The sequence below is a fragment of the Natrialba sp. INN-245 genome (genome assembly GCF_009807105.1).
Classification (GTDB): domain Archaea; phylum Halobacteriota; class Halobacteria; order Halobacteriales; family Natrialbaceae; genus Natrarchaeobius; species Natrarchaeobius swarupiae.
Genome location: NZ_WUBV01000061.1, coordinates 23,561 through 48,409, shown reverse-complemented (window position 1 = coordinate 48,409; position 24,849 = coordinate 23,561). Strand labels below are relative to the sequence as shown.

Sequence of the window (24,849 nt, the reverse complement as noted above, 5' to 3'; positions counted from 1 at the left end):
GATCCGACGACGGTCGCCGAGCCAAATCGACTGCACGGTGTGTCGACACCCCAACGCGTCGAGAGTCGTCCGTACCGTCCGAGGACACCGGCACGTCGCATCTCGTTTCAGCGGAGTCGTCGTCCGGTGCGTTGCCCGTCAGTTTCGACGCGTCCGTAACCCGAACTGATACGGTTTACCGTCCATCAGTGTCGGCGCACCAGCGACCCGTGAGGCGGATGCGCCGGGAGGTCCGGATGGCATTCCGAACGAGTCGTCGACGAGATATCGGGACAGCATTCCGCATCAGACGTTGCCAGCGTCGAAACCCCCTTCCCTCGAGCGACCCAATCGGCGAGAACGATGCCGACCGTCACCGTCTCTTCGGGAGCCCGCCTCCACGTCGGGTTTCAGAACCTCTCGCTCGCTCGCCGTCGGCTGTACGGCGGCGTTGGTGTCTGCCTCGAGACACCGCGGGTTACCCTCGTCGCCAACTCCGCGGACGAAATCGTTGCACCCGACTCGCTCGTCCGCGAGTACGCACACCGAGCCGTCGAGTTGCTGGACGTTCCTGGTGTCGAAATCGTCCTCGAGGAACGCCTCCCGAGACACGTCGGCCTGGGAAGTGGCACCCAGCTCGCCCTCTCCGTCCTCGCGGGGACGGCCCGTGCCCACGGTCTCGAACCTCGGGTCCGCGACCACGCTCCTGCGATGGGCCGTGGTGGGCGAAGCGGCGTCGGTGTCGCGACGTTCGAAGCGGGCGGGTTCGTCGTCGACGCCGGCCACCCGACGGCACGCTTTACGACGGAGCCGCCGGCGGAAGGCGACTGGACGGTTCCGCCCGTCGTCTCGCGTCACGATCTCCCCGCAGACTGGCAATTTCTCGTCGTCGTTCCCGACGCCGAGCCGGGACGGAGCGGTGACGACGAAGATCGAAGTATGCGAGCCGTCGTCGAGCGCGCCGATCCCGCGGTCGCCGACGAAATCGCGGGCGTCGTCACGCGGAAACTGCTTCCGGCCGCCGCGGAGGGTCGCCTCGAGGAGTTCGGCGAGGCGATCGCCGAGATCGGCCGCAAGAACGGGAGCTGGTACGCGGACGCACAGGGCGGCGTCTTTCGCCCCCCCGCCGGCGAACTCGTCGAGGCGCTCGAGCACTGTCGTGTCCTCTCGGGCGTCGGCCAGTCGTCGTGGGGGCCGGTCGTCTACGGCGTGACCGATCGGGACCACGCCGACGAGGCGGCCGCGGCGGCCGAGGACGCACTCGCCGATCGAGGACTCGAGGGCCGGGTCGTCGTCTCGGCCCCAGCTACCGACGGTGCGCGGATCCGGGTCGACGACCCCTCGTAAAACTCGGGGGGTTTGGCGTCCATCTCCTCGAACAGCACCCTATTCGGTCGATGCGCTCCGGAAGTCGTGCTATTCCCGTCCCGAAATCACTGGCGTCGCTAACGCACCCACGAAAATCACACTATTGCATCAGATCCACCTTCGATAGAAGATAGCTCTCTACACGGACCACTACCGTGAAATATTACAATAAATTCAAGGGAAAATGGGGTCGGAGGGATTTGAACCCCCGATCGACTGATATCTCCGGTGCGCCTCGGAACTCCAGAGGGTCATCACACGGACACTGATCAGGTGTCCGATCAGTATATCAGTCTGGAGTGTCGTCCCGGACGCGGTGCCTCTGGAGTCAGTCGCCATCCCTGACTTGGCCACGACCCCTCGAGCGTTCGTAGGTGTATCCTGCCTAAAGTGGTTTCGATTCGAGCTACAGCCACGGGGCGCGCTCCTCGGTGTCGGTCGGATCGTCGCCGGGATAGGCTTCTTCGTCTTCACGTTCGTCTTCGGAGGTATCCGCGTTCGCCCCCTGGCCGGTTAGACCGACGTCGGGAAGCGGGCCCGTGCCGACGGCCGGGAAGACGCCGCCGTCGTCTTCCGATTGTTCGTCGCCGCGGTCGAACGAGAACTCGAGGGCGAACAGTGCGGCGACGACGAGGGCGGCGAGTGGTGCCTGTCCGAAGGCGAAGCCGAGCAGTGAAAGCGGCAAGAGCCCGAGCGCGACCGCGCTCCCGAATCGAAACCGGTCGATGTCCATGTACTCTCGAAGGTAGGGCCCGCTCAGGGCGACCGCCAGGGCGAAGACAACGCCGACGACTGCGGCGAGGGTCGCGTTGGCGACGAGCGTGGGATCTTCCATTAGCGCGAACGAGGCGCCGTTGAGATCGATGCTTGCCACGAGCCCCAGTCCGATGATGACTGCGGGATTCGGGAGGTACTCGCCGATGGTCGCGCTGGCGGTTTTGGCAGCGATGGCGAGGATCACGAGTGCGGCGAACCGCTCGATGATCGCGTCGTCCAGCACGCTCCCGATCGCTGGTGCGAGCGCCGCTTGCACCGCGGCGAGCAGTATCAGCGGGATGCCAACCAGGAGAACGATCTTCGCCTGTTCTCGAGGAGTTCCGGACATTTCGGCGAGAATCACTGCGACAGTGGCGCTCCCGCCGAAAATAAGCAATCCAACCTGGATCGCGTTTAGCGGGCTGTCGAGTGCGCCGGCGAGGATCAACGCCGGGAAGACGCCATCGATGAGCGGCAGCATCATCACGAGCGCGAGCAGCCTGGTGTCACCGCCGACGATCCGCTCTAGGCGGAGCGCGACCGGGTGTTGAGATGCACTCATCGGTCACGGACGATGGCCGTGACCCGAGGCCGATGGGTAACGTAGTGGACGATACCGTCCCGACTCGTAGGGGAGTCGTTTCGTCCAATTTGGGCCTCGCGCTGTGAGTGTGAATTTCGGATTCCCGAATGTAAAGCTGGAGGCGGAGTCGAACGTCGTCCGGCCACCGATTCGGGGTTCGCTGGAACTCACAGCGTACATACCCACACCGATGCCGGGGCCGTCAATAAACGTTGTGTGAGAGACGTTTTCACGACGGGCCGGCCTCAATACGCCTGTTCGAACCGATGCGTCGGTGTCCGGAGACGGTCGATCCGTCGACGAGAGCCGAGCCGTCGTCCGGGTCGGACCCACGGGTGAGTCAGAGCGGTCCGTCCGGGGAGAACTGAATTTCGTCGTTGTCTCTCACGCCGGGTTCCGTCTGGGCGAGCACATAGCTGATCCGAAAGTCGCTTCTGAACGAAAATCCGGAGATATCCAGTTTCCGGTGGTTCGTGTGTATAATCGTGTTGGCGGCGGCGTGAGCGTCGGCCTCGTAGTACGGGCCGATTTTCACGGTCGCGGTTTCGCCGGGGTTGATACTCGCTTCGCTGTCCTTGGTGACGAGCATGACGTACCCTCCATTCGCGAAGGTGTCGGACACCCTGCTCGTGTGGCCCCCGTTCGCCGGTGTGATCTCGATCGTATCGTCGCCGTCCAGATTGTCGAGAGCGATCGTATGATAGTCAAGTTCCGCGAGCTGGAGGTACTGAATGATCGCCGTTCTGTCGTGGGTATTCGTTACCGAGAACTGATAGGAGTGGGCGGAATCCATGAGTTCGGTATCCTCGTTGTATTCGAGGGAACCGGTTTCGAGGGCGCTCACGCCGGTTCCAAACAGGGAAAGCGCACCGACGGTCGCAATTCCGGCCTTGAGCGCGGTTCGCCTGCTCGTCGTTTCTGCGGACGAACGGTCGGCCGTCGATCGTCGTGGCGTCGCCTCGGATGTGGATCGGTCGTCGCGTATCGGTGAGTCAGTCATTGTTGAGTAATTGTCGTGGGCACTTTTCGAGTCGTTACCGTTCCTCCGCGAGAAACGCCGTCGCGACCGTGGACGGATCCTCGCCATCGTCGTCGACCCGTGCGATCAGTTCGCGCATAGTCTCCGTGGAGTCGAGGAGGCTCGCGAGATCGTTCAGCGGCGCTTCGATCTCCGGGACGGCCTCGAGCGTCGGTTGGTGAACAAGCGCCACCGGGTTGTAGGTGGGGAAGAACGACCGATCGTCCTCGAGGGCGACCAGATCGGCACCGCCGAGTTCGGGATCCGTCGAAAACCCCATTACGACGTCGACTTCCTCTGCCTCGAGGAGGTCGTACGTGCTCCCCGCCGGGACGACCTCGGCGTCCGACGTGATCTCGTTTGCACGGTCGGCGTCAACATCGTAGGCGTCGACGAAACCTCGCCAGCCGTCGATGCGGTGGACGAACTCGTCGCCGAGGCCGAATCGGACGTCGCTGTCCCCGAACTTCTCGGCGAGATCAGTAAGCGTCTCGAGACCGTGTTCGCTCGCGAACGAGTCGGTCGTGACGAGTTCGTACGTGTTGTCGAAGCCACCCGGTTCGAGCACGGCGATATCGTCGTCTGCGGCGAGTTTTCGTACCTCCTCGATAGTTTCCGGAGACTCGTGAGCGTAGTGCGACCGAAAGAGGGTTCCGGTGTACTCCCAGTAGTGGTCGAGACCACCGTACTCGGTGTCGACGAAACTCTGGACGGTCGTTCGCTCCCCGATCGTCTCCTCGAGGACCGACGTGACGCCGTCAACGCGAGAGAGAAGCGACACTGACAGCTCCGCGAGGAGGACGTTTTCGGTGAATCGTTTCGACCCGACTGCGACGTCACGGCCGTTGGAACTGTCACGGTCGGCGTCGCCGTCGGTGGTCGTTGTTTTGTCGTCCGTTGAGGTAGTGCCTTCTTCGTCCGTCGGCTCTGACCCGGACGTCTCGTCGTTCGTACATCCCGCCGCTGTGGCCGTCACTACTACACCGGCGGTCGTCAACACCCGTCGTCGCGTCTGTCGTCGTTTCATGCCTTATCGATCACTTTCGACGCAATCAGCGGCCACGGGTATCGTCCGGTTTGCCGTGAGTCGGCCCGAATTACGCGTCAGTTTAAAGTACTCTGTGAGATATAAATAGTTTCCTACTACTTTTCGGCGTCCGTCCGACAGGGGCCGGACCGAATCGGACGATTTAACCCGATGAGGGCGCAACTCCCAGGTGCGTGCGAGGGTAGCCAAGCGGTCAACGGCGGCGGACTCAAGATCCGCTCGTGTAGACGTTCGTGGGTTCGATTCCCTCCCCTCGCATTGCAGCGAGGCACACACTGTGCCGAGCGAAAATGCAGAAGGTCCTACGCGGGATCTTCCCTCGCAAAGATTCTGACAGACCGTCACCGACTAACGGAGGCATTCACGGTGAACACTGAGTGTACAGTGGGCCTGGACCTCGCGAAGATATCGCGGGTCGTCGGTTAGTTCGAGCGACGGCCCACGGAAACGAGGGCGAACACGATCAGCGCAAGGAGTGCACCCTGGATGCCGACCGAGGGTACTGCGTCATCGCCGTCCTCGGTGACAGTGGGTTCAGGGTCGTCGCTGATCAGCTCATCAGCATCGGGACTCGTCTCGTCGTCTGTCTCAGCGTCGTCTGCATCGTCCGTCTCGATATCGTCGTCACCTTCGTCGTCTGTCCCAGCATCGTCGTCCGTCTCGTCATCTATCTTGGTGTCCTCGTCCGTTTCGGTATCCTCATCGGCGTCGTCCGCTTCGGTATCCTCATCACCCGCGCCGCCCGTAGTGGAACTACCGGAGGACGAACTCCCGCCACTCTGGCCCGTACTACCGGACGATCCGGAACTGCTGTCGTCGGTCTCGCTCGAGTCGTCGATCGCTTCGAGGTCGTCCTCGAACGCCTCATCGAGCGTCGCGAGATCGCCTTCGATCTCGTCGTAGGCGTCTGGGTGGATCGTCGCCACGAGGTTTTCGACGACGAAGACGATGTCGGGTGCGGGCTGACTCATCGCGTTGTCGTCGACGGCGACGATATTGTTCGCCTGGATCGCCGTCGTCGCGTCGAGGACGTCGGGAACCTGTGGGTCGTCGGCCCAGTCCGGGTAGACGATCCATTCGGGATCGTGGGCGACGACGGCTTCGGAGCTGATCTCGCCCCAGCCTTCGATCTCGGCGCGTTCGGCGACATTCTCGAGGCCAGACGCTTCGAGCACGTCGTGCTGGAAGGTATCGGTACCGGGCGTAAATCCGTCGCCGGTGGGGTAGTACGCCAGCGGCTCGTCCTCGTCGCCGACACCGTCCTCGAGGATCGAGAGGCGGTCGGTCATCCACTCGCTCCGCAGTGTCGCTCGCTCACACTCGCCGGAGAGTTCGCCCGTGGCGGCGACGTTCTCTTCGACGTCCTCGATCGAGTTCGCGGTGTCCAGAACGTAGACGGGGATGTCTGCCTCCTCGAGCGTGTCGAGCAGGTCTTCGTCGGCAAGCGCGATGTTGCCTGCGAGGACGAAATCCGGCTCGAGGTCGACGATCGTCTCGGCCTCCGGTGTGACGCCGTCGTCGCGACTGATGTCCGTCTGACCGTCGGTCTCGAGGGAGTCAGTATACTGTCCGATCGGCATTCCGACGACTCGATCCTCGATTCCGACCTGGAACGCCAACTGGGCGTCACCCGGATACAGCGTCACGATTCGGTCGGGTTCCTCCTCGAGTGTGATCGTCTCACCACGGGCGTCCGTTCGCTCGAGCGGGAACTCACACTCGAGGTCAGGGACAGTGTCAGCGTCGTCGTCAGTCTCTTCCTGTTCGTCGTCTGAATCATCGTCACCCGTTTCGTCCTGCTCGTCGTCCGAGTCGTCGGTCTCGTCCGAGCCGTCGATCGCTTCGAGGTCGTCCTCGAGCGCCTCGTCGAGCGCCGCGAGATCGCCTTCGGTCTCGTCGTAGGCGTCGGGATGGATCGTCGCCACGAGGTCTTCGACGACGAAGACGATGTCGGGTGCGGGCTGACTCATCGCGTTGTCGTCGACGGCGACGGTGTTGTTCGCCTGGATCGCCGTCGTCGCGTCGAGGACGTCGGGAACCTGTGGGTCGTCGGCCCAGTCCGGGTAGACGATCCACTCGGGGTCGTGGGCGACGACGACTTCGGAGCTGATCTCGCCCCAGCCTTCGATCTCGGCGCGTTCGGCGACGTTCTCGAGGCCGCTGGCCTCGAGGACGTCGTGCTGGAAGGTATCGGTGCCGGGCGTAAACCCGTCGCCAGTGGGGTAGTACGCCAGAGGCTCGTCCTCGTCGTCGACGGCGTTTTCGAGGATCGAGAGGCGGTCGGTCATCCACTCGCTCCGCAGTGCCGCTCGCTCACACTCGCCGGAGAGTTCGCCCGTGGCGGCGACGTTCTCTTCGACGTCCTCGATCGAGTTCGCCTCGTCGAGAACGTAGACGGGGATCCCTGCCTCTTCGATCTGGGCCACCAGATCCTCTTCGAAGAGTGCGACGTTCGCAGCGAGGACGAAATCCGGCTCAAGGTCGACGATCGTCTCGACCTCCGGCGTGACGCCGTCGTCGCGACTGATGTCTGTCTGATTGTCGGTCTCGAGGGAGTCGGTGTACTGTCCGATCGGCATTCCGACGACTCGGTCCTCGATCCCGACCTGGAACGCCAGTTGGGCGTCACCCGGATACAGCGTCACGATTCGGTCGGGTTTCTCCTCGAGTGTGATCGTCTCCCCGCGGGCGTCCGTCCGCTCCAGCGGGAACTCACACTCGAGGTCGGCGTCCATGCCAGTAACCGACTCGCTCGTCGTCTCCTGGCCGGTATCTGCTATCGCGCCGCCAACGATTGCCGGCGCAAAGAGTGAACAGATGAGGATCGCCCCCACCACAACTGTGAGTAGCTGTCTCACGTCGAACGTACGTTGCATCGATTGAACGCTGGCCTCACTACAACAAATATGTGACTAACTCAATCCTGCTTGGAGACCGTACACTCACCGACCAGAGCAGGCGGGGAATACTCGAGGTGATGGCACTCCGTTTCGCCGTCAGCATCGGTTCGGCGCCTCGGTCACGTCCGACTGGAACACGCAGCCTCGGGAATGCGACTCCAAACCCCGTCTCGGCTCCAGCCGAATCGGCCTCGCCGGGTACGATACCGCGTTTCGGCGCCTCGGTCGCCCATCAGGACTCGAGTGTCGGCCGAACTTCCGCGTGTTTTTGAAGGAAATACCCTCTATCGGTCGTTGGGTGGCCCAACTCTCCACTCGAGCCGACGTTCGTCGAAGATCCGACAACTTTTCACCGCGGAGCGCGGACGGGAGTCAATGAGCGAACGCGAGTCTACGGATCGACGGGCCGGGGTGGCTCTGCGAGCGGCGAACGCAGGTGCGGAGATCGCGGCGGAGTCGTTTCGGGCCGACCTCGAGGTCGAGTTCAAAGACGGGAAGACGGACGTCGTGACCCAGGCCGACAAGGACGCCCAGGTGGCGGTCGTCGACGTCGTCCGCGAGACGTATCCGGACGATCCGATCGTCGGCGAGGAGAACGACGCCTTGAAGCGGGTGCCCGAGGAGGGCCCCGCCTGGATCGTCGACCCGATCGACGGCACGAACAACTACGTGGCCGGCAGCCGCGCGTTCGGTACTGCGGTCGCCGCGGTCGTAGACGGCGAACCGGTCGGCGCGGCGATGGTCTGTCCCGCGCTGTCGGATACGTACCGGGTCGGACCCGACGGTCCGTTTCTGAACGGCGATTCGCTCTCGGTCAGCGATCGAACGGACCCGGAGGCGTCGACGGTCTGTCCCACGTTCTGGTGGGACTACCACCAGCGAGATCAGTACGCGGCGGCGGCCGAAGCCCTGGTCACGCGCTTTGGCGACATCCGGCGCCACGGCTGTGCCCAACTCGAGCTCGGGATGGTCGCCTCGGGGTCGCTCGAGGGCGTGGTGACGAACCTGCGGGCGAACCCCTGGGATACGGTCGCCGGCGTCGCCCTCGTTCGCGAGGCGGGTGGAGTCGTCACCGACCTCGAGGGCGAGCGGTGGAGACACGACAGCGAGGGTCTGGTCGCGTCCAACGGCGGGATTCACGACGAGTTACTCGAGGCTGCTCGAGAGATCACCGGGTGAGGACGAACCGAATCGTGCGTCAGAGAACGGGCAGAGTGGACGACTGCAGGAAATGCGAAAACCGGAAACGGTAAGCGCCCACCGCCACGGATATCGGATATGAACGAGTTCATCGAGCGGTACGGGCCGGCCCGTGTGTGGGCCGTGACCGTCGCCCTCCTCGCGGCGATCGTTACCCTCGCTGCGATCGCCTTTCCACAGCGGGTGTACGTCGATCTCATCTGGCAGTATTACTGGGGTCCAGTCGTCGCCGACGCCCACGGCTGGAGGGAGGTTGCCTGGGCCGGCGGCGAGCAGGTCCACATCGACGAAGCCGGGCCCGACGACGGACCGACCGCCTCGCCCGGCTACACGTTCGTCTCCTACGCCGGCTACATCCCGACGCTCATCCTGTTTTTGGCCGGGATCGTCCTGCTCGTCAGGCGGCTGAACATCGAGCGCTACCGGGCGGGCTTTTACGCGCTGTTCCCGTTCATGCTCTTCGGCGGTGCCCTGCGGGTCGTCGAGGACGCGAACGTCGCCGCCTACCGTGACACCGGCGAACTCGCGATCGAACTGCCGTGGTCAGGGTTTCTGATCAGTCCGCTGATCTACTTCACCGTCTTTCTCGTTACGCTCGTCGCGGTCGTGGTCTCGGTCTGGCTGGACCGAAACGGCTACGTCTCCGGCTACGAGTATCCGCTTGCAGGAATCGGGACGGTGTTGCTCGCGGCCACCGTCGGCTACCTGGGATGGCTCGCGGCGACGGAACCGTATGCGACCTTTTACCCGCTGTTACTGACGACGACGCTCGTCGGTGCGACGGTCGCGACAGTCGTCGTCTGGTTCGCGGTCGATCGATTCGCACCCCAGATCAACAGCGGGACCATGTTCATGGGGTTCGTCGTCATCTGGGCCCACGCCGTCGACGGCGTCGCGAACGTCATCGGTCTCGACTGGGCGGTGGCGTTCGGTCACAGCCAGAATCTGGTGCCGAAACACCCGGTCAACGAAGCGATCGTCAACGTCACTGGATCGATGCTCCCTGCGAGCGTCGTCGACGTCACCGGCGCGGCCTGGCCGTTCTTGCTGGTCAAACTCGCGGCCGCCGTCGCCGTCATCTGGGTGTTCAACGAGGAGGTGTTCGAGGAGAGTCCCCGCTACGCCGTCTTGCTGATGATCACCGTCGTCGCGGTGGGACTCGGCCCGGGCACTCGAGACATGCTCCGTGCGACGTTCGGCGTCTAGTGGCGTCCCACAATCGACGCGCGGGAGGGAACTATAAACGAGACACCAACCGCGAACAAATAATTTAAGAGGTGTGTCCGACGTGGGTTACTGTACCGTCGACGAGAGTACAACTATGAATACGAAAATGAGATCTGGTTTATCTTCTCTTCCACTAATTGACGGAGGGGATTATGGCTGAAACCGAAGAAGAACTCGCCAAGGACCTCGGGCTCGTTTCGGCGCTGGCGATCGGAATCGGGACGATGGTTGGCGCCGGCATCTTCGTTTTACCAGGCGTCGCCGCACAGGAGGCGGGGCCCGCGGTCGTCCTCTCGTTTATCATCGGTGGCTGTATCGCGATGGTGAACGCGTTCTCGGTGAGCGAACTCGGGACCGCGATGCCGAAAGCCGGCGGCGCCTACTACTACATCAATCGCGCGCTCGGACCGCTGGCCGGCTCGATCTCGGGGATGGGCGACTGGATCGGCCTCGCCTTCGCGAGTGCCTTTTACTGCATTGGATTTGGCGGCTACCTCGCCGACTTACTCGACGGAACGACGGTCTCGATTCCGCTCCTCGGGACGATCACGCTCCTGCCGGCGGTCGACCTTGGCACGGTCGCCATCGGGACGATCGAGATCGGTCTCACGCTGAACGAGATCCAGATCGGGGCGATCATTGCAGGGACCATCTTCGTCGGCGTCAACTACATGGGCGCAAAGGAAACCGGCGGCATTCAGACTGCCATCGTCACCCTCCTGCTCGGTATCCTCACGATCTTCGCTATCGTCGGCTTCTTCTCGTTCGACTGGGGAACGGTCACCGTCGACGGCAGCTACACCCCCGAGGGGACGGCCGCGATCCTCCCCGGTGCCGCACTCGTCTTCGTCTCCTATCTCGGCTACGCGAAGATCGCGACCGTCGGTGAGGAACTCAAAAACCCCGGTCGAAACCTTCCGATCGCCATCATCGGCAGCGTCGGAATCGTGATGGTCATCTACACCATCCTCGTCGGGCTCTTGATGGGGCTAATTCCCCACGAGGAGTTCTTCCTCGAGACGGTCGAGAACGCGCCGATGTCCTACGCGGCCGAGGTCGTCTTCGACTACCAGCTTCCCGTCGCCGGCTTCGAAATCCCGCTTCTGGGTGTCGGCGTCACCTCGATCACCCTCGCGGCGCTGCTCGCGACCGCCTCGAGTGCGAACGCGTCGATCCTCGCCTCCGCGCGGATCAACTTCGCGATGGGCCGGGACAAGATCGTCTCCGACAAACTCAACGAGATTCACCCGAGGTTCGCGACGCCGTACCGGTCGATCGCCGTCACCGGCTTCCTGATCATCGTCTTCATCATCGGTCTCGGCGAGACCGTCGAGATCCTCTCGAGTGCGGCGAGCGTCCTTCACCTCGTCGTCTACGCGTTGATCAACGCCTCGCTGGTCGTCTTCCGCGAGACGAACCCCCCGGAGTACGATCCCGACTTCGAGGTGCCGTTCTATCCGTTCTTACCGATCGCCGGCTTCGTTCTCTCGCTCGCGCTGATCGGCTTCATGGACCCGATCGCGACGCTGATCAGCATGGTGTTCGTCGTCTTCGCGATCGTCTGGTACTTCGGCTACGCGCGAACGAAGACCAGTCTCGAGGGGCTGCTCGGGGCGTACATCCTGGATCGCTCCGCCGAGATGCCGGACGCGGCGGTGACCGCGGCGAGCGCCGTCCAGCCGTCGGACGACGAGTACACCGTCGTCGTTCCGGTGTCGAATCCCCGAACCGAGTCGAACCTACTCGAGTTGGCGAGTATCGTCGCCAAAGCCAACGACGGCGTCGTCCAGGCCGTCCACGTCGTTCAGGTGCCGGACCAGACGCCCCTCGAGGAAGGCTCCGAACACGTCAAGCGAATCGACGAAGAGTCACAGCAGTTGATGGCCCAGGTTCGAGAGAGCACGGAGACACTCGACGTGCCGGTCGACGTCCGGACCGTCGTCTCCCACCGCTCGCTCGAGGAGGTGTTCGACGTCGCCAGACGCGAGCGAGCGGACACGGTCGTGATGGGGTGGGGCTCCGGTCGGCCGTGGTCCGCTGGGCGGGCGGAGCGCCCGCTCGACGAACTCACGGACGACCTCCCGTGTGACTTCCTCGTCTTCGACGACCGCGGCACGGGTCTCGACCGGGTGCTGGTGCCGACCGCCGGCGGCCCGGACTCCGAGTTGAGCGCCGAAATCGCTCGCTATCTCCGCGAGCGAATCGGTGCCGAAATCACGCTGTTGCACGTCGTCGACGACCCGGACGAGCTGGCCGACGGCGAAGCGTTCCTCGAGGAGTGGGCCGCCGATCACGGACTCGAGGACGCGGCGAGCAGGGTCGATACCTCCGGCAACGTCGAAGACGCGATCGCGACGGCGGCTCGCGACCACTCGCTGATCGTTCTCGGAGCGACCGGACGCGGACTCCTCTCACGTCTGATCCGTGGTTCCGTCGCCTACGACGTCGTCACCGAGGTCGACTGTTCGGTGGTGCTCGCAGAGCGCCCGAGCTCCCGGTCACTCAGGGAACGGTTGTTCGGGAAATAACTGTCCTCCAGCGGGCCACACGCACCGTTTTCCGTTCGCTCGCCCGAACGCGTGGCCGTCGAACCCATCTCGAGCGGACACCGGGAGCGCGTTTCGGGAACGCATATACGACGGCGGCAGCTACGACGTGGTATGAACGACAGCGCCCCCGACGACGGATGGTTCTCCGGGGTCGACGCCAGCGATCTCGAGTCGGCCGCCGCGGCGGTCCGGGACGGCTCGAGTGAGGTGTCTCGGGACTGGCCGGCCCTCGCCGTCGAGTCCGGATTCGCCGAGGACCACGAGAGCTACTACGACGCGCTGAAGGAGGCGACGACCGCGGCGGCGCGGTCGGCGATCGAGTCCCGCGAGCGGGCGGACGACCGCCAGCTGGTCCACGCGATTCGAGCGATGGACGACTGCGAACGGACGGCGAACGAACTCGCCGAACGCCTCGCCGAGTGGGCAGGCACCGTCGACCCCGACGCTGGAACCGGCCTCGAGTACGCCCGCGAACTGGCGAGCGAAGACCGCGAGGCGGTGGCAGGCGAGCCCGCAATCCGATCGCTCGCCGAACGCGTCGCCGACCTCGGCGACGAGGCCGACGACCTCCGAGAGTTCGTCGAGCGCCGAGCGCCGACGGTCGCGCCGAACCTCTCCGCGCTCGCGGGGCCGATCCTTGCGGCCCGACTCGTCTCGCTCGCTGGCGGACTCGAGAGTCTGGCGAAAAAACCCAGCGGGACGATCCAGGTACTCGGCGCTGAGGATGCCCTGTTCGCCCACCTCCGCGGACACGCTCCGTCGCCGAAACACGGCATCATCTACGTCCACGACGCGGTCAGGGGAACCCACCCAGACCACCGCGGATCGGCGGCGCGTGCACTCGCGGGAAAGCTCGCAATCGCTGCCCGCGTCGATCACTACTCCGGCGAACGCAAACCGGAACTCGAGGCGGAACTCGCCGAGCGCATCGAGACGATTCAGGCGCGCACCAGCGACGCCGATCTCGGAAACGACGACGGTGAAACAGGTGCCGACGACGATCGAGGCCAGGAGAACGGAGGCGGCGATGAGTAACGATCCGCTTCCGTCGGGTGTCGAACGTCGGACGATCGACGGGGCCGAACGGCTGGCGACCCGCGGCGAACCGGTCTACGGCGAGCCGACCGACGGCGAGTGGCGAGCCTGGGCCCCCGATCGATCGAAACTCGGTGCAATGTTCGAACTCGAGATGGAGACCGGCCTCGAGGGCGGAGAGACGGTGCTCTACCTCGGTGCGGCCAGCGGAACGACGGTCAGCCACGTCGCAGACTTCGCCGGGCCGACCTACGCCGTGGAGTTCGCCCCGCGACCGGCCAGAGACCTGCTCGAGACCGCGGCCTCCCGCCCCCGGCTCTTTCCTCTCCTCGCGGACGCCCGGAAACCGGAGACGTACGCCCACGTCGTCGAGTCCGACGTCGACGCCATCGTCCAGGACGTCGCGACGCGCGGCCAGGCGCGGGTCGCCCTCGAGAATCGACAGTTTCTCGCCGACGACGGGCGGCTCCTGCTCGCCGTCAAGGCCCGAAGCGAGGACGTCACCCGCGAGCCATCGGACGTCTTCGAGGAGGTGTGTACGGAACTCGAGGAGGGATACGAGATACTCGAGCGGCGTCGACTCGACGCCTACCACGACGATCACCTCGGCGTCGTCGCCCGGCCGCGGTAACGACGAACGCGTCGTCGGTCGGGACGTAGTGTGGCGACAGCGTGGCGACGGACAGTGGGCGCGATTACGGGAAGCCTATATGGCTCCCTTTCCGATAGTTCTGTATCCGAAATGAGACGTGTACGTGACCGACGCGGAGTCCTTCGCGCTGGCGCGGCGGCCTGTCTCGCGGGTCTCGCCGGCTGTCTCGGCGGCTCGGACGATGATGGACCGACCGACACGGAGGTCGACGTGGCCGCGGGCGACCCGGACGAGCGTGCGGACTGGCCGACGTTCCAGTTCGACGCCAGGAACACGGGCCACGCGCCCGGGCAGGGCCCGACGGAGGATGTCGACGCCCGCTGGACGTTTTCGACCGGCGAGACGGTGTACAGCAGTCCGGCGGTCGTCGACGGCGTCGTCTACGTCGGCAATCAGGACGGAACGGTCTACGCGGTCGCTGCCGACGACGGCGAGGAGCGCTGGCGCTTCGAGACCGGCGACGCGGTCCCGAGTTCGCCGGCGGTCGTCGACGGCGTCGTCTACGTCGGCAGTCAGGACGGAAATCTCTACGCGATCTCGGCCGACGACGGCGAGGAGCGCTGGCGCTTCGAGACCGGTGGGATGGTTCCGGGGAGTCCGACGGTCGCCGACGGCGTCGTCTACGTCGGGAGTTCCGACAACAGCCTCTACGCGGTCGCTGCCGACGACGGCACGGAGCGCGGTGCGTTCGAGACCGGCGGCTCCGTCCAGCGGGCACCCGCAGTCGCGAACGGGACTGTCTACGTCGCCAGCGGCGATCAGTCGGTGTACGCAGTCGACGTCGAAGACCTCGTGGCCGAGGGCGGCGACGAAGATGGGGACGACGACGGAGACGACGAGGACGAAGCGGCCGTCGAGGCGCGCTGGGAGGTCGCGACCGGCGACATGATCCAGAGCCGACCGACGGTCGCCGACGGCGTCGTCTACGTCGGCAGCAACGACGACACCGTCTACGCGATCGACGCGGACTCCGGCGACGTTCGCTGGACGTTCCTGACGGAGGGATCGGTCGTCTCGAGTCCTGCAGTCGTCGACGGCGTCGTCTACGTCGGGAGCTTCGATACCAACCTCTACGCGCTCTCGGCCGACGCCGAGCACGCGGACGGCGAGGACGAGTCAGAGGACGAACCGGGCAACCCGGAGACGTTCTACTGGTCTGCGAGCGGGTTCGGCCAGGTGCGATCGAGTCCCGCCGTCGTCGGCGACACGATCTACGTCGGCAACGAGGACAGCTACGTCTACGGCCTCTCGGCTCGAGACGGCGAGATTCGATGGCGGTTCTCGACCGACGGCGGAGTCGCCAGCTCTCCAGCGGTCGTCGACGGCGTCGTCTACGTCGGCAGCGCGGACGGAGTCCTCTACGCGCTCGAGGACGTCTGAGACGGAGCACGATGCGTCTATTCCCGCCGATCGCACACTGACGGGGGACCGACCGGCAGTCATACGGTCTGTTGTCCGTCAGCCCCGGCGCACCCAGAGAAGGGTTCCGAAAGTGAACGAACTCGAGCCACGACGACGTCGAGTGATCGAACTCGAAGCCGATTGATGGGCCGACGACGGTCGTCCCAGCACGGACCACATGGGAGGGTGCTCTTCGAGAACCACGCGCTCACAGCGTGCCGACTCCAAACCGTATTTACTGTCGCGGCCAAAAATCGGAGACGATGGAACGCGGGTCGCCGGAATCGTTTACGCGTATGGGCACGCTGGGGATCGAAGAGGAGTGTTTCGTCGTCGACGAGCGGGGCCGGCCGACGAGCGGAACCGACGACCTCGTCTACGAACACGACCCGCCGGAGATCCTGCAAGAGCGGCTCGATCACGAACTGTTCAAGTGTGTGATCGAGACCCAAACGCCCCTGATCGAAGACCCCGCGGACGCTCGCGACTCGCTTCTCGAGGTTCGCCGGGCACTCGACGACCACGCACGCGCTCACGGCTACCGGATCGCGGCGGCCGGTCTCCACCCGCTGGCGAAGTGGCGCGACCTCGAGCACGCCGAAAAACCGCGGTATCGGTCACAACTCGACCGAATTCAGTACCCACAACACCGGAACACGACGGCTGGCGTCCACGTCCACGTCGGCGTCGACGACGCCGACAAAGCGGTCTGGATCGCCAACGAACTCCGGTGGTACGTGCCGATCATGCTCGCGCTCTCGGCGAACTCACCGTACTGGAACGGGTTCGACACTGGATTACAGTCGGCCCGTGCCAAGATCTTCGAGGCGCTCCCGAACACGGGGATGCCGACGTACTTCGAGGACTTCGAGGCGTTCGACCGCTTCGAGCGGCGGATGCTCGAGACCGACTCGATCAACGACCGGGGTGAACTCTGGTACGACGTCCGGCCGCACACGGCACACGGAACGGTCGAACTTCGGACGCCCGACGGGCAGGCCGACCCGGAGATCGTCCTCGCGTTCGTCGAGTACGCCCACGCGCTGGTCTGTACGCTTGCCGAGGAGTACGAGGACGGCGCGAGCGGGATGGCATCGGACCACCGGCGTGAACTCATAGACGAGAACAAGTGGCGCGCGATTCGCCACGGACACGACGCCTCGTTCATCGACCGCGACCTCGAGGGAACGGTCGACCTCGGGGAGGTCGTCGACCGCGAGTGTAAGCGACTCGGGATCGACGGGATCAAGCAGGTCTACGAGCGCGACAGCGGTGCTCGGCGACAGCGACGACTGCTCGAGGACGAGGGGGCCGACGCGCTGTGCAAATCGCTGTTGCTCGGAGTCGAGTGACGTCAGAAGGGGGGTACGCCGGCAGGGTGTCCGTGCGTGTATGGCGCAGGTGATGATGTGGCGCCCTGCCGTATATCACTGTACCGCCCCAACGGTAATATCGGTGGTGCCAACACACGTTGGTATCGCCTCCGACTCTAGGCGATGTCCCGGCTGGTGTCGATCGCGACCTCTTCGGTTAGCTCGAGTTTGATCGTATCGGTCGGCTGGTTACCGTGGCGGAACTTCGGTATCGTGAGGTGATTCTCGAGTTCGGTGCCGGCGATCTGGGTTCGCAGGTCGAACACCGCGTCGACGGCGTGGTTCGTCCGGGCACGGTTCTCGGGTACGCTCTCCCCAGAGAGACAATGTAAGACCGCGATGCTGTCGGTCTCGAGCATCCGGTCTTTCAGCTCGTTGAGGAACGTAATGTACTCGCCGGCGTCGCTGCGCTCTAAGACGTCCATCGTGTCGACGATGAGGTTCGCGCCGTCGGGGAGCGCGTTGACGAACTGCGTCGCCTCCTCGAGTGGATCGTCCGAGGTAATGTGTCTGATCGTCGGGTTCCCGACCGACGATGGCGAGTTGTCGATCGCCTGTTCGATAGCCGACTCGGAGCGCTCCGTAGTCAGGTATAGCGTTCCCCGAGCTGCCGTCAGTTCGTACAGTAACAGCTCGGATTGGCTGGCGGGGTTTGCAGTGTAGGCGACGACACACCCCGGTGGCAACCCCCCACCTAGTTTCCGGTCCAGTACGTCGATTCCGGTCTCGAGCCGCCCTTCCATTCGATTGTGTCCATTTGAGACAGCGGCCGCATAATTCTTTGCCTTTGTTTTCGGGCCAAAAGGAACTGCGAGCGAACCGAATGGTTGGATTGAAGGGGCCCGCAAGAGCGTACACGAACGAATGCGCCACGATCACCTCATCACGAGCAAACAACTCTCGCGGGCGGACGTCGAGACCGTGCTCGACCGAGCCGCAGAGATCGACGCCGATCCCAGCGCCGTCGCGGATCGACACGCAGGGTCGTTGCTCGGATTGCTCTTTTTCGAGCCGAGCACGCGGACGAAGATGAGCTTCGAAGCCGCGATGAAACGTCTGGGGGGCGACGTCGTCGACATGGGTTCTGTCGAGTCCTCGAGCGTCAAGAAAGGGGAGACGCTCGCCGATACGGTTCGCGTTATCGAGGGGTACGCGGACGCGCTCGTCCTCCGACATCCGAAACAGGGGGCGGCGACGATGGCCAGCGAGTTCGTCGACGTCCCGCTGTTGAACGCGGGTGACGGCGCGGGTCATCACCCGACACAAACGCTTCTAGATCTCTACACGATTCGAGAGAACGCGGGGCTCGAGGATCTGACAGTCGGCATCATGGGCGACCTGAAATACGGTCGAACGGTTCATTCGCTTGCCCACGCGCTGACGAACTTCGACGCGCGCCAGCACTTCGTCAGCCCCGAGAGCCTGCGTCTACCCCGCGAGGTCGTCTACGACCTCCACCAGGCGGGCAACGGCGCGGGCATCCGCGAGCACGAATCCCTCGAGGAGGTGTTGCCGTCGCTCGACGTCCTCTACGTCACCCGAATCCAGCGCGAACGGTTTCCCGACGAAAACGAGTACCAGAAGGTCGCGGGCGAGTACCAGATCGACCTCGAGACGCTCGAGGCGGCCGACGACGACCTGACGGTGATGCACCCGCTGCCGCGAGTCGACGAAATCGCTCCCGAGATCGACGACACCGAGTACGCGGCCTACTTCGAACAGGCCCACAACGGAGTCCCGGTTCGGATGGCGTTGCTCGATCTCTTGCTGTCGAACGGAGGGGAGACCGATGAGTGATGACCACCAGCTTCGGGTGAGCAAGATCAAAAGCGGGACCGTCATCGATCACGTCGTCGGCGGGCAGGCGCTGAACGTCCTCGCGATCCTCGGGATCGACGGGAGCGAGGGCGAGGAGGTCTCAGTCGGGATAAACGTTCCGTCCGATCGGCTGGCGCGCAAGGACATCGTCAAGGTCGAAGGCCGCGAGCTCAGCCAGGACGAAGTCGACGTCCTCTCGCTAACCGCGCCCGACGCCACGATCAACATCGTCCGCGACTACGACGTCGTCGAGAAACACCGGGTCGACAGCCCGGACGTCGTCGAGGACGTCCTCTCTTGTCCGAATCCGGACTGTATCACGGCCGCTGGCGAGCCAGTCACCTCGCGGTTCGAGGTGCTCGAGGACGGCGTTCGGTGTTCGTACTGCGGAACGATCGTCCGTGAGTCGATTGCAGATCTCATCGACACCTAATTCGACTCGTATTCGTTTCTAGAGATTTATCCAGAATATCTAAGTGGTCACCAGTCCTACGTCCGTTCGTACATGTCCCGTATTGTCAAGATACTGGTCGCCCTGGTCGTTATCGCCGTTCTCGTGAAGGTTGCGATGAGCCTCACGTCGGACGTCGAAGAGATCGAGTACGAACCGGTACAGTAGCATAGTCAACCGAACGTCTTACGGCGGCGGCGTCGTACCCCAAGCTATGTACGGCGTCGTCACGCGAAACGAAGAAGAGGTCCGATGGCCGGAGTTCGACCGCGGATTCTACGAAGTCAAAGACGTGACCGGACGGTCCGCCGAACCGATCGCGGACGGGGTGAACATGGTCTCCTGTTTCGGCGACAACGCCGCCTCCGACGCCGACCCGTCGCTCGTTCCCGTCGACGACCTCGGGCGCCCCGCGACGCGCGATCGGTCGTACTTCGACTGGGATTACGTCTGTCCGTCGCGTACGGACTACCGCGAAGGGTTGCTCGAGGTGATCGACGACTGCGTCGATGCGAACGAGGACGTTCGTCTCGACGACGTTGGCTTCCCGCGGGCGGAGTACTGTCACTGTGGTATCTGCGAGCGGTCGTTCGAAGAGAGCGAGTACGAGGACCGCTTCGAGTGGCGTGCGAGCGTCATTACCGAGTTCGTCGCCGAGGCGGCCGATCGAATCCCCGGTCGCGTCTTCCTCACGCTCTACCCCGACCCCTATCCCGGTCACCTCTACGAGCGGGCCGGGATCGATCTCGAGGCGATCTCCGAGTATGTCGACGAGTTCGTCGTCCCGCTGTACGATACGGCCTACGGGACGACCTACTGGCTCGAGACCATCGCCAGAGGATTCGAGAGCGCACTCGACGTTCCGTTTAGCATCGAACTGTACGCGGTGAACGTCGACGTCGACGACCTCATTCACGCCCTCGAGGTCGCGGAGGCCTACGGCGAGGACGTCCTCTTCGGGTACGACGCGTCCAACGCCCGCGCCGCGATTCGTCGAAAACGTGCCGACGAGCGGGAGGGAGTCACTCACGGCGAGCCAGAATCGGACCCGTAACCGGTTCGGTACTGCGCCTTCGACGCCCGCCAGAGACCGCGGTTGTGCTATTCGACCGCACGAGGGTCGACGAGAGAATTGCCGTTCGATCCGGCCGCTCGAGGTCGTCTCCAGCAGTCGTTACCGGGTGTCGTCACCGACGAGGTCGTCGTCATCGTCGTCACCGATGAGATCGTCGTCATCGTCCATCATTCCCTCGTCGTCGTCACCGATGAGATCGTCGTCATCGTCCATCATTCCCTCGTCGTCGTCACCGATGAGATCGTCGTCGTCGTCCATCATCCCCTCGTCGTCGTCGCCGATCAGATCATCGTCGTCGTCCATTAGCCCTTCGTCGTCATGCATTTCGGATTCGCGACCGGTGTCAGTCGTTCCAGCGGATGTCGTCTCGGACGTCCGACCGGTTGTACCGGCTCCGCCACCGGATCCGGACAGATCGGTCTCGAGGCGGACTTCGTCCCCAGTCACTTCTGCGACCGATTCCTCCTGGAGTGGATAGGCGTCCTCGTCGGTTCCACCCCACCCGAGTTTGGCCTTGATCGTGTCCGCTATTCCTGGATCGGGCTCGACGTGTGCCGTTCCGTGTTCGACGTTCGCGACGATTCCGACCTCCTCTCCCCGGGCGTTGATGACGGTTTTGCCGATGTCGTCGTCGGTAAACTGTGGAGACATTACGCTATCACCGACCACAAAGACGACTATGATGGTGGTGCTTGCGCAGGCTTGCGGCCGGTCCGATGCGACCGGAATCGACGGCCCCGTGGCGATCGAAGCCTGCGCCGCTCGGACAGTTTGCTGTCCGTCACAGGGATTCTCGTCGCCGACCGAGTGTTTCGTTGTCCTCGAGTCGTTGACGTCATCAGTCCCACGTTCCGAATCGCTGAGCGACGACGATACTCCCTATCAGTTCCAGTCTGACCGGGATCACACCTGGGTCACACCGGTGTATCGACACGCCGTTCCGTAGCAGCCATCGCTGGTCGTGAATTGCCGCGGGGAACGCTCGGAATACCGCCGTCGGCCGATCCAGGGGGATCCGAGGGTCACTCGGACCGCTGTTGCTATCCACGAACGGTCCCCGACACGTCTACGGACGGATCACGGGTTCGTCGACACGAACGAAGATAGTTCGCCTCAGTCGGATGGCAGCGGCGGTGCAGTGGCTTCCTCCTCGGTTACGTTGAGTTCCGAGGTGACGAGTGCCCGGTAGGCCCGCCGGAGACGTTCGGACAGCGCCTGATGGGAGATGTCGAGTTCGTCGGAGAGTTCTTGCATCGAGACCTCTCGCGGAATTTCGAAGTAGCCGTGATCGATCGCAGCGACCAGGGTCTCGTACTGACGCGAGGTCAGTCCACACTGGGTTCGACTCTCCTCGGCGAGGCCGAACAGTCGGACGATCGTCGGCGACACACCGTCGTCCGCGAGTCGGTCGTACAGCGTACTCACGCTCTCGCGGTCGATCACGCGAACGCTCAACAGCCACGTTCCGTTCGACGCAGACGCGCTCAACACCGTCCCACCCTCCTCGAGAACGACTTCGAACGGATCGACCGTCTCCGGTTCGAATTCGATGTCGTAGAGGTGTCGTTCCTCCTCGCTCGTAATACACGAGTACGACCCGATCGCGGACGTCTCCGCCAACGCATCTTCGATCTTCGGCTGCGCCGCTCCCGACAGCCACAACCCGTGTCCGCTCGAGGCGATCACGCGCTCCATCTCACAGGTCAGCGCGGGGACCGTCTCGAACAGCTCGCCTAATCCGGTTCCGTCGGCCGGGATCTCGATGTCTGCGATCGATGTCATAATTACGATACACGATACAGCAAGGACAGCAATAACCCCGTTTCCAAAGAGATTAGCGACGCTGATAGAGACTGTCTGATTGAAGCGATATTTTCATTCTCGAACGAGACGAGTAGGTCGCCACCGATCGTCGCAATGCCGGACAGGGGTCTGTGTGACGGCAACCACTGCGACTGTCATCGCGACGAGTTCGGGTGTGACTGGAACGACCGCGTCGGTGCCACAGGAGACGGGCGAGATCCAAATTCGCGTCGAAATTGTCCGTGAGTTGCGGGAAATCCACCCGTGTTGAATCGCGATGAAGCGGGCCGGGCGCGATTACGAACTACGGCGAGAATACGAACCGGGCGCGATTTGAACCACACCCGAAAATCTGCTCGCACGGCTCGTAGAACCTCGGTCTGGTTAAGATCCCGACGAAGGAGGAATCTGAACACACGGTCGGACGTGCTCATCTTCGTTGCGCGCGACCTCCCTCCGATTCAAATCCCGCCGGTTCCGTTACCTGTCGCTCACGTGTTTGTTCGCGACAGGAAAGCGGGCCGGGCGCGATTTGAACACGCGACCGTCTGATTAAGAGTCAGACGCTCTGCCTAACTGAGCTACCGGCCCTCACATCCGACTTTTCGACGGGCGGTAAAATACGTTTCCCTTGGGTTCCGCCGTGGGAACCGACGGCACGCGTTCCCTCGAGCGGGCGCACCACTCCCGACTCGACGTCGGTCTTTTCGTGACGTACCAATCTTCGGGACCGTTAAGTGCGGTCGGTCCGACCACATGGGTAATGAGTACGGGGGTTACGATTTCGTCGATCTCTGACTACGCGATTCTTGGCTGTGGAAGCGTCGGGTACGCCGTCGCCGAAGAACTCGTCGAGCAGGGAAAAGACGTGCTCATCGTCGACCGCGACGAGAGCCGCGTCGAATCGCTTCGCGATCAGGACCTCGACGCGCGTACTGCTGACATTCGCGAGCCGGAGGCCGCCGAGATGGTTGCCGACCGGGACGTCGTGTTGATCCTCGCCTCCGACGTCGAGTCGAACAAACGAGCTGTCTCGCACATCCGCGACGAAAACGCCGATCAGTTCGTCGTCGCCCGCGCGAGCGACCCCGTCTCGGGTGACGAACTCTCCGAACTCGGAGCCGACATCGTCATCAACCCGTCGTCGGTGATCGCCGAATCCGCGCTTCGTGCACTCGAGTCGGGCGAACTCGAGTACAACACCGGAAAGTTGGCCCAGCTGCTAGAAGAGACCTCGAACAGACTCGCGATCGTCACCCAGGATAGTCCGGACCCGGACTCGATCGCGAGCGCGGCGGCGCTCCAGGCGATCGCCGACCACCTGGAGATCGAATCGGACATCATCTACCTGGGTGACGTCGGCCACCAGGAGAACCGGGCGTTCGTCAACCTACTCGGAATCGACCTGTTCCAGTGGGACGAACTCGAGGACCGATCGATCTACGACACCGTCGCGCTGGTCGACCACGCCACCTCGACTGAGATGGATCTCTCGGTCGACGCCGTCATCGACCACCACGAAGGGGACATGGAGTACGAACCGGAGTTCGTCGACATCCGCCCCAACATGTCCTCGACGTCGACGATCGTCACGAAGTACATCCAGGAATTCGACATGAACGTCTCCGAGGAGGTCGCCACAGCCTTGCTCTACGGCATCCGCGCGGAGACGCTGGATTTCAAACGCGACACGACCCCTGCCGATCTCACCGCCGCCGCCTACCTCTATCCGTTCGCGAACCACGACACCTTAGAACAGGTCGAGTCGCCGTCGATGTCCCCCGAGACGCTGGACGTCCTCGCAGAGGCGATCGCCAACCGCGACGTCCAGGGGAGTCACCTCGTTTCGAACGCCGGACTCGTCCGCGACCGCGAGGCGCTGACGCAGGCGGCCAGCCACCTGCTGAACTTAGAGGGCGTCACCACGACCGCCGTCTTCGGCATCGCCGACGAGACGATCTTCCTCGCCGGTCGCTCGAAGGATATCCGGATCAACATCGGCAAAGTCTTAGACGACGCCTACGGCGAGATGGGAGAGACTGCCGGCCACTCGACGCAAGCCAGCGCCGAGATTCCACTCGGGATCTTCACCGGCATCGAAATCTCGGAGGATACCCGTGATACGTTGCTCGAGTTGACCGAGGAGGCGGTCAAGCGAACCTTATTCGACGCGATGGGCGTCGAGGGAACGGAAGGATCGAACGGAAGTTAAGCGAGTACTTCGTCGCGTTCCTCGTCCGGGTCGCGGACCCGCTCGACGACGTCGTTGACCAGAATGACGTCACCGACGGCGCGCACCCAGCGGTAGGGAACGATGACGCCCTGTTCGGTCCGCGCTTCCTCGGCAAACAGTTCCGGATTCAGGTCGCCGAGTGCCAGCCCGACGACGGCCTCGCCGTTTAAGTTCAGCTGTAGATCTTCGACTTCGCCGACGAAGACGCCGCTGTTCGAGTAGACCTCGCGTCCGACGAGAGAGGTGATCTCCTGTGGAGTGTCGTCCATGTCTCGGTCCATGCGTGGCTGGCTCTTAATTGTTGGTCAGACGTGACAGTCACTAGGGTGGAACTCTGTTGGGTGAGGGACATGTCGAGTGACAGAAGTCTCTGGTCGATG

Annotated in this window: 20 protein-coding genes and 3 tRNA genes; 13 read left to right on the top strand and 10 right to left on the bottom strand. The window is 63.6% G+C overall.

All coding sequences use genetic code 11. The annotated features are described in order from the left end of the window. Nucleotides 1–342: 342 nt before the first annotated feature. On the top strand, nt 343–1,326 hold the full coding sequence (locus GRS80_RS16185; protein ID WP_160048466.1) for a beta-ribofuranosylaminobenzene 5'-phosphate synthase family protein: 984 nt from the start codon (nt 343–345) through the stop codon (nt 1,324–1,326). Between the two features lie 206 nt (nt 1,327–1,532). On the opposite strand, the gene GRS80_RS16180 is transcribed toward GRS80_RS16185, so the two are convergent. From GRS80_RS16180 to GRS80_RS16165, 4 genes are all read right to left on the bottom strand, one after another. Next, nucleotides 1,533–1,707: transfer RNA gene (locus tag GRS80_RS16180), tRNA-Trp, on the bottom strand. A 46-nt stretch (nt 1,708–1,753) separates the two neighbouring features. Further along, the gene (locus tag GRS80_RS16175) at nt 1,754–2,665 is read right to left on the bottom strand and encodes a DUF5794 domain-containing protein (protein WP_160048465.1); all 912 of its coding nucleotides are present in this window, start codon (nt 2,663–2,665) and stop codon (nt 1,754–1,756) included. Nucleotides 2,666–3,026: 361 nt separating this feature from the next. Beyond that, on the bottom strand, nt 3,027–3,686 hold the full coding sequence (locus GRS80_RS16170) for a hypothetical protein (protein WP_160048464.1): 660 nt from the start codon (nt 3,684–3,686) through the stop codon (nt 3,027–3,029). Between the two features lie 34 nt (nt 3,687–3,720). Next, a complete protein-coding gene (locus GRS80_RS16165) occupies nt 3,721–4,731 on the bottom strand; it encodes a glycine betaine ABC transporter substrate-binding protein (RefSeq protein WP_160048463.1) in 1,011 nt (336 codons plus the stop codon). A 196-nt stretch (nt 4,732–4,927) separates the two neighbouring features. Between GRS80_RS16165 and GRS80_RS16160 the strand changes: the two genes are divergently transcribed. Next, nucleotides 4,928–5,010: transfer RNA gene (locus tag GRS80_RS16160), tRNA-Leu, on the top strand. A gap of 164 nt (nt 5,011–5,174) precedes the next feature. Here GRS80_RS16160 and GRS80_RS16155 read toward each other — a convergent pair. Continuing rightward, nucleotides 5,175–7,628 (bottom strand): PGF-CTERM-anchored ABC transporter substrate-binding protein, encoded by a 2,454-nt coding sequence (locus GRS80_RS16155; RefSeq protein ID WP_160048462.1) that lies wholly within the window; start codon nt 7,626–7,628, stop codon nt 5,175–5,177. Between the two features lie 399 nt (nt 7,629–8,027). Here GRS80_RS16155 and GRS80_RS16150 point away from each other — a divergent pair, with 399 nt between their 5' ends. The 7 genes from GRS80_RS16150 (at nt 8,028) to GRS80_RS16120 (ending at nt 17,068) form a co-directional block, all read left to right on the top strand. Beyond that, a complete protein-coding gene (locus GRS80_RS16150; protein WP_160048461.1) occupies nt 8,028–8,831 on the top strand; it encodes an inositol monophosphatase in 804 nt (267 codons plus the stop codon). A 99-nt stretch (nt 8,832–8,930) separates the two neighbouring features. Next, entirely contained in the window at nt 8,931–10,058 is a 1,128-nt protein-coding gene (locus GRS80_RS16145; RefSeq protein WP_160048460.1) for a DUF63 family protein, read from the top strand. A 173-nt stretch (nt 10,059–10,231) separates the two neighbouring features. Continuing rightward, nucleotides 10,232–12,607: an amino acid permease gene (locus GRS80_RS16140; protein ID WP_160048459.1), complete on the top strand. Its 2,376-nt coding sequence runs from the start codon at nt 10,232–10,234 to the stop codon at nt 12,605–12,607. A 132-nt stretch (nt 12,608–12,739) separates the two neighbouring features. After that, entirely contained in the window at nt 12,740–13,663 is a 924-nt protein-coding gene (locus GRS80_RS16135; protein ID WP_160048458.1) for an NOP5/NOP56 family protein, read from the top strand. Beyond that, nucleotides 13,656–14,294, top strand: coding sequence for a fibrillarin-like rRNA/tRNA 2'-O-methyltransferase (locus GRS80_RS16130; RefSeq protein ID WP_160048457.1), 639 nt, complete (start codon nt 13,656–13,658; stop codon nt 14,292–14,294). The genes GRS80_RS16135 and GRS80_RS16130 overlap by 8 nt, the downstream gene beginning before the upstream one ends. Nucleotides 14,295–14,405: 111 nt before the next feature. Continuing rightward, on the top strand, nt 14,406–15,695 hold the full coding sequence (locus GRS80_RS16125; protein WP_160048456.1) for a PQQ-binding-like beta-propeller repeat protein: 1,290 nt from the start codon (nt 14,406–14,408) through the stop codon (nt 15,693–15,695). A 284-nt stretch (nt 15,696–15,979) separates the two neighbouring features. After that, nucleotides 15,980–17,068 (top strand): glutamate--cysteine ligase, encoded by a 1,089-nt coding sequence (locus GRS80_RS16120; protein ID WP_160048455.1) that lies wholly within the window; start codon nt 15,980–15,982, stop codon nt 17,066–17,068. A gap of 137 nt (nt 17,069–17,205) precedes the next feature. On the opposite strand, the gene GRS80_RS16115 is transcribed toward GRS80_RS16120, so the two are convergent. Beyond that, nucleotides 17,206–17,832 carry a transcriptional regulator gene (locus GRS80_RS16115; protein ID WP_160048454.1) on the bottom strand — a complete coding sequence of 209 codons (627 nt, stop codon included), beginning with the start codon at nt 17,830–17,832 and terminating at the stop codon, nt 17,206–17,208. A gap of 121 nt (nt 17,833–17,953) precedes the next feature. Between GRS80_RS16115 and pyrB the strand changes: the two genes are divergently transcribed. The 3 genes from pyrB to GRS80_RS16100 all read left to right on the top strand — a co-directional run bounded on the left by pyrB (nt 17,954) and on the right by GRS80_RS16100 (nt 20,412). Further along, nucleotides 17,954–18,886: an aspartate carbamoyltransferase gene (pyrB, locus tag GRS80_RS16110; protein ID WP_149082874.1), complete on the top strand. Its 933-nt coding sequence runs from the start codon at nt 17,954–17,956 to the stop codon at nt 18,884–18,886. Continuing rightward, a complete protein-coding gene (pyrI, locus tag GRS80_RS16105; RefSeq protein WP_160048453.1) occupies nt 18,879–19,340 on the top strand; it encodes an aspartate carbamoyltransferase regulatory subunit in 462 nt (153 codons plus the stop codon). The genes pyrB and pyrI overlap by 8 nt, the downstream gene beginning before the upstream one ends. A gap of 232 nt (nt 19,341–19,572) precedes the next feature. Continuing rightward, entirely contained in the window at nt 19,573–20,412 is an 840-nt protein-coding gene (locus GRS80_RS16100) for a hypothetical protein (RefSeq protein WP_160048452.1), read from the top strand. Between the two features lie 120 nt (nt 20,413–20,532). On the opposite strand, the gene GRS80_RS16095 is transcribed toward GRS80_RS16100, so the two are convergent. The 3 genes from GRS80_RS16095 to GRS80_RS16085 all read right to left on the bottom strand — a co-directional run bounded on the left by GRS80_RS16095 (nt 20,533) and on the right by GRS80_RS16085 (nt 22,827). Further along, the gene (locus tag GRS80_RS16095; RefSeq protein WP_160048451.1) at nt 20,533–21,084 is read right to left on the bottom strand and encodes a hypothetical protein; all 552 of its coding nucleotides are present in this window, start codon (nt 21,082–21,084) and stop codon (nt 20,533–20,535) included. Between the two features lie 462 nt (nt 21,085–21,546). Further along, nucleotides 21,547–22,215 carry a helix-turn-helix domain-containing protein gene (locus GRS80_RS16090; RefSeq protein WP_160048450.1) on the bottom strand — a complete coding sequence of 223 codons (669 nt, stop codon included), beginning with the start codon at nt 22,213–22,215 and terminating at the stop codon, nt 21,547–21,549. A gap of 538 nt (nt 22,216–22,753) precedes the next feature. Further along, nucleotides 22,754–22,827 (bottom strand) — tRNA-Lys (locus GRS80_RS16085). A 172-nt stretch (nt 22,828–22,999) separates the two neighbouring features. On the opposite strand from GRS80_RS16085, the gene GRS80_RS16080 reads away from it, so the two are divergent. Further along, nucleotides 23,000–24,448, top strand: a complete 1,449-nt coding sequence (locus GRS80_RS16080; protein WP_149082869.1) for a DHH family phosphoesterase — start codon at nt 23,000–23,002, stop codon at nt 24,446–24,448. Here the strand turns inward: GRS80_RS16080 and GRS80_RS16075 are convergent. Continuing rightward, nucleotides 24,445–24,738 (bottom strand): PRC-barrel domain-containing protein, encoded by a 294-nt coding sequence (locus GRS80_RS16075; RefSeq protein WP_149082868.1) that lies wholly within the window; start codon nt 24,736–24,738, stop codon nt 24,445–24,447. The two genes, GRS80_RS16080 and GRS80_RS16075, sit on opposite strands and share 4 nt — an antisense overlap. Nucleotides 24,739–24,849 lie beyond the last annotated feature (111 nt).

What these genes read in the sequence shown, in the direction of transcription:
- GRS80_RS16185 (WP_160048466.1), top strand. Translation starts at nt 343, where the DNA reads ATGCCGACCGTCACCGTCTCTTCGGGAGCCCGCCTCCACGTCGGGTTT.
- GRS80_RS16175 (WP_160048465.1), bottom strand. Translation starts at nt 2,665, where the DNA reads ATGAGTGCATCTCAACACCCGGTCGCGCTCCGCCTAGAGCGGATCGTC.
- GRS80_RS16170 (WP_160048464.1), bottom strand. Translation starts at nt 3,686, where the DNA reads ATGACTGACTCACCGATACGCGACGACCGATCCACATCCGAGGCGACG.
- GRS80_RS16165 (WP_160048463.1), bottom strand. Translation starts at nt 4,731, where the DNA reads ATGAAACGACGACAGACGCGACGACGGGTGTTGACGACCGCCGGTGTA.
- GRS80_RS16155 (WP_160048462.1), bottom strand. Translation starts at nt 7,628, where the DNA reads ATGCAACGTACGTTCGACGTGAGACAGCTACTCACAGTTGTGGTGGGG.
- GRS80_RS16150 (WP_160048461.1), top strand. Translation starts at nt 8,028, where the DNA reads ATGAGCGAACGCGAGTCTACGGATCGACGGGCCGGGGTGGCTCTGCGA.
- GRS80_RS16145 (WP_160048460.1), top strand. Translation starts at nt 8,931, where the DNA reads ATGAACGAGTTCATCGAGCGGTACGGGCCGGCCCGTGTGTGGGCCGTG.
- GRS80_RS16140 (WP_160048459.1), top strand. Translation starts at nt 10,232, where the DNA reads ATGGCTGAAACCGAAGAAGAACTCGCCAAGGACCTCGGGCTCGTTTCG.
- GRS80_RS16135 (WP_160048458.1), top strand. Translation starts at nt 12,740, where the DNA reads ATGAACGACAGCGCCCCCGACGACGGATGGTTCTCCGGGGTCGACGCC.
- GRS80_RS16130 (WP_160048457.1), top strand. Translation starts at nt 13,656, where the DNA reads ATGAGTAACGATCCGCTTCCGTCGGGTGTCGAACGTCGGACGATCGAC.
- GRS80_RS16125 (WP_160048456.1), top strand. Translation starts at nt 14,406, where the DNA reads ATGAGACGTGTACGTGACCGACGCGGAGTCCTTCGCGCTGGCGCGGCG.
- GRS80_RS16120 (WP_160048455.1), top strand. Translation starts at nt 15,980, where the DNA reads ATGGAACGCGGGTCGCCGGAATCGTTTACGCGTATGGGCACGCTGGGG.
- GRS80_RS16115 (WP_160048454.1), bottom strand. Translation starts at nt 17,832, where the DNA reads ATGGAAGGGCGGCTCGAGACCGGAATCGACGTACTGGACCGGAAACTA.
- pyrB (WP_149082874.1), top strand. Translation starts at nt 17,954, where the DNA reads ATGCGCCACGATCACCTCATCACGAGCAAACAACTCTCGCGGGCGGAC.
- pyrI (WP_160048453.1), top strand. Translation starts at nt 18,879, where the DNA reads ATGAGTGATGACCACCAGCTTCGGGTGAGCAAGATCAAAAGCGGGACC.
- GRS80_RS16100 (WP_160048452.1), top strand. Translation starts at nt 19,573, where the DNA reads ATGTACGGCGTCGTCACGCGAAACGAAGAAGAGGTCCGATGGCCGGAG.
- GRS80_RS16095 (WP_160048451.1), bottom strand. Translation starts at nt 21,084, where the DNA reads ATGTCTCCACAGTTTACCGACGACGACATCGGCAAAACCGTCATCAAC.
- GRS80_RS16090 (WP_160048450.1), bottom strand. Translation starts at nt 22,215, where the DNA reads ATGACATCGATCGCAGACATCGAGATCCCGGCCGACGGAACCGGATTA.
- GRS80_RS16080 (WP_149082869.1), top strand. Translation starts at nt 23,000, where the DNA reads ATGAGTACGGGGGTTACGATTTCGTCGATCTCTGACTACGCGATTCTT.
- GRS80_RS16075 (WP_149082868.1), bottom strand. Translation starts at nt 24,738, where the DNA reads ATGGACGACACTCCACAGGAGATCACCTCTCTCGTCGGACGCGAGGTC.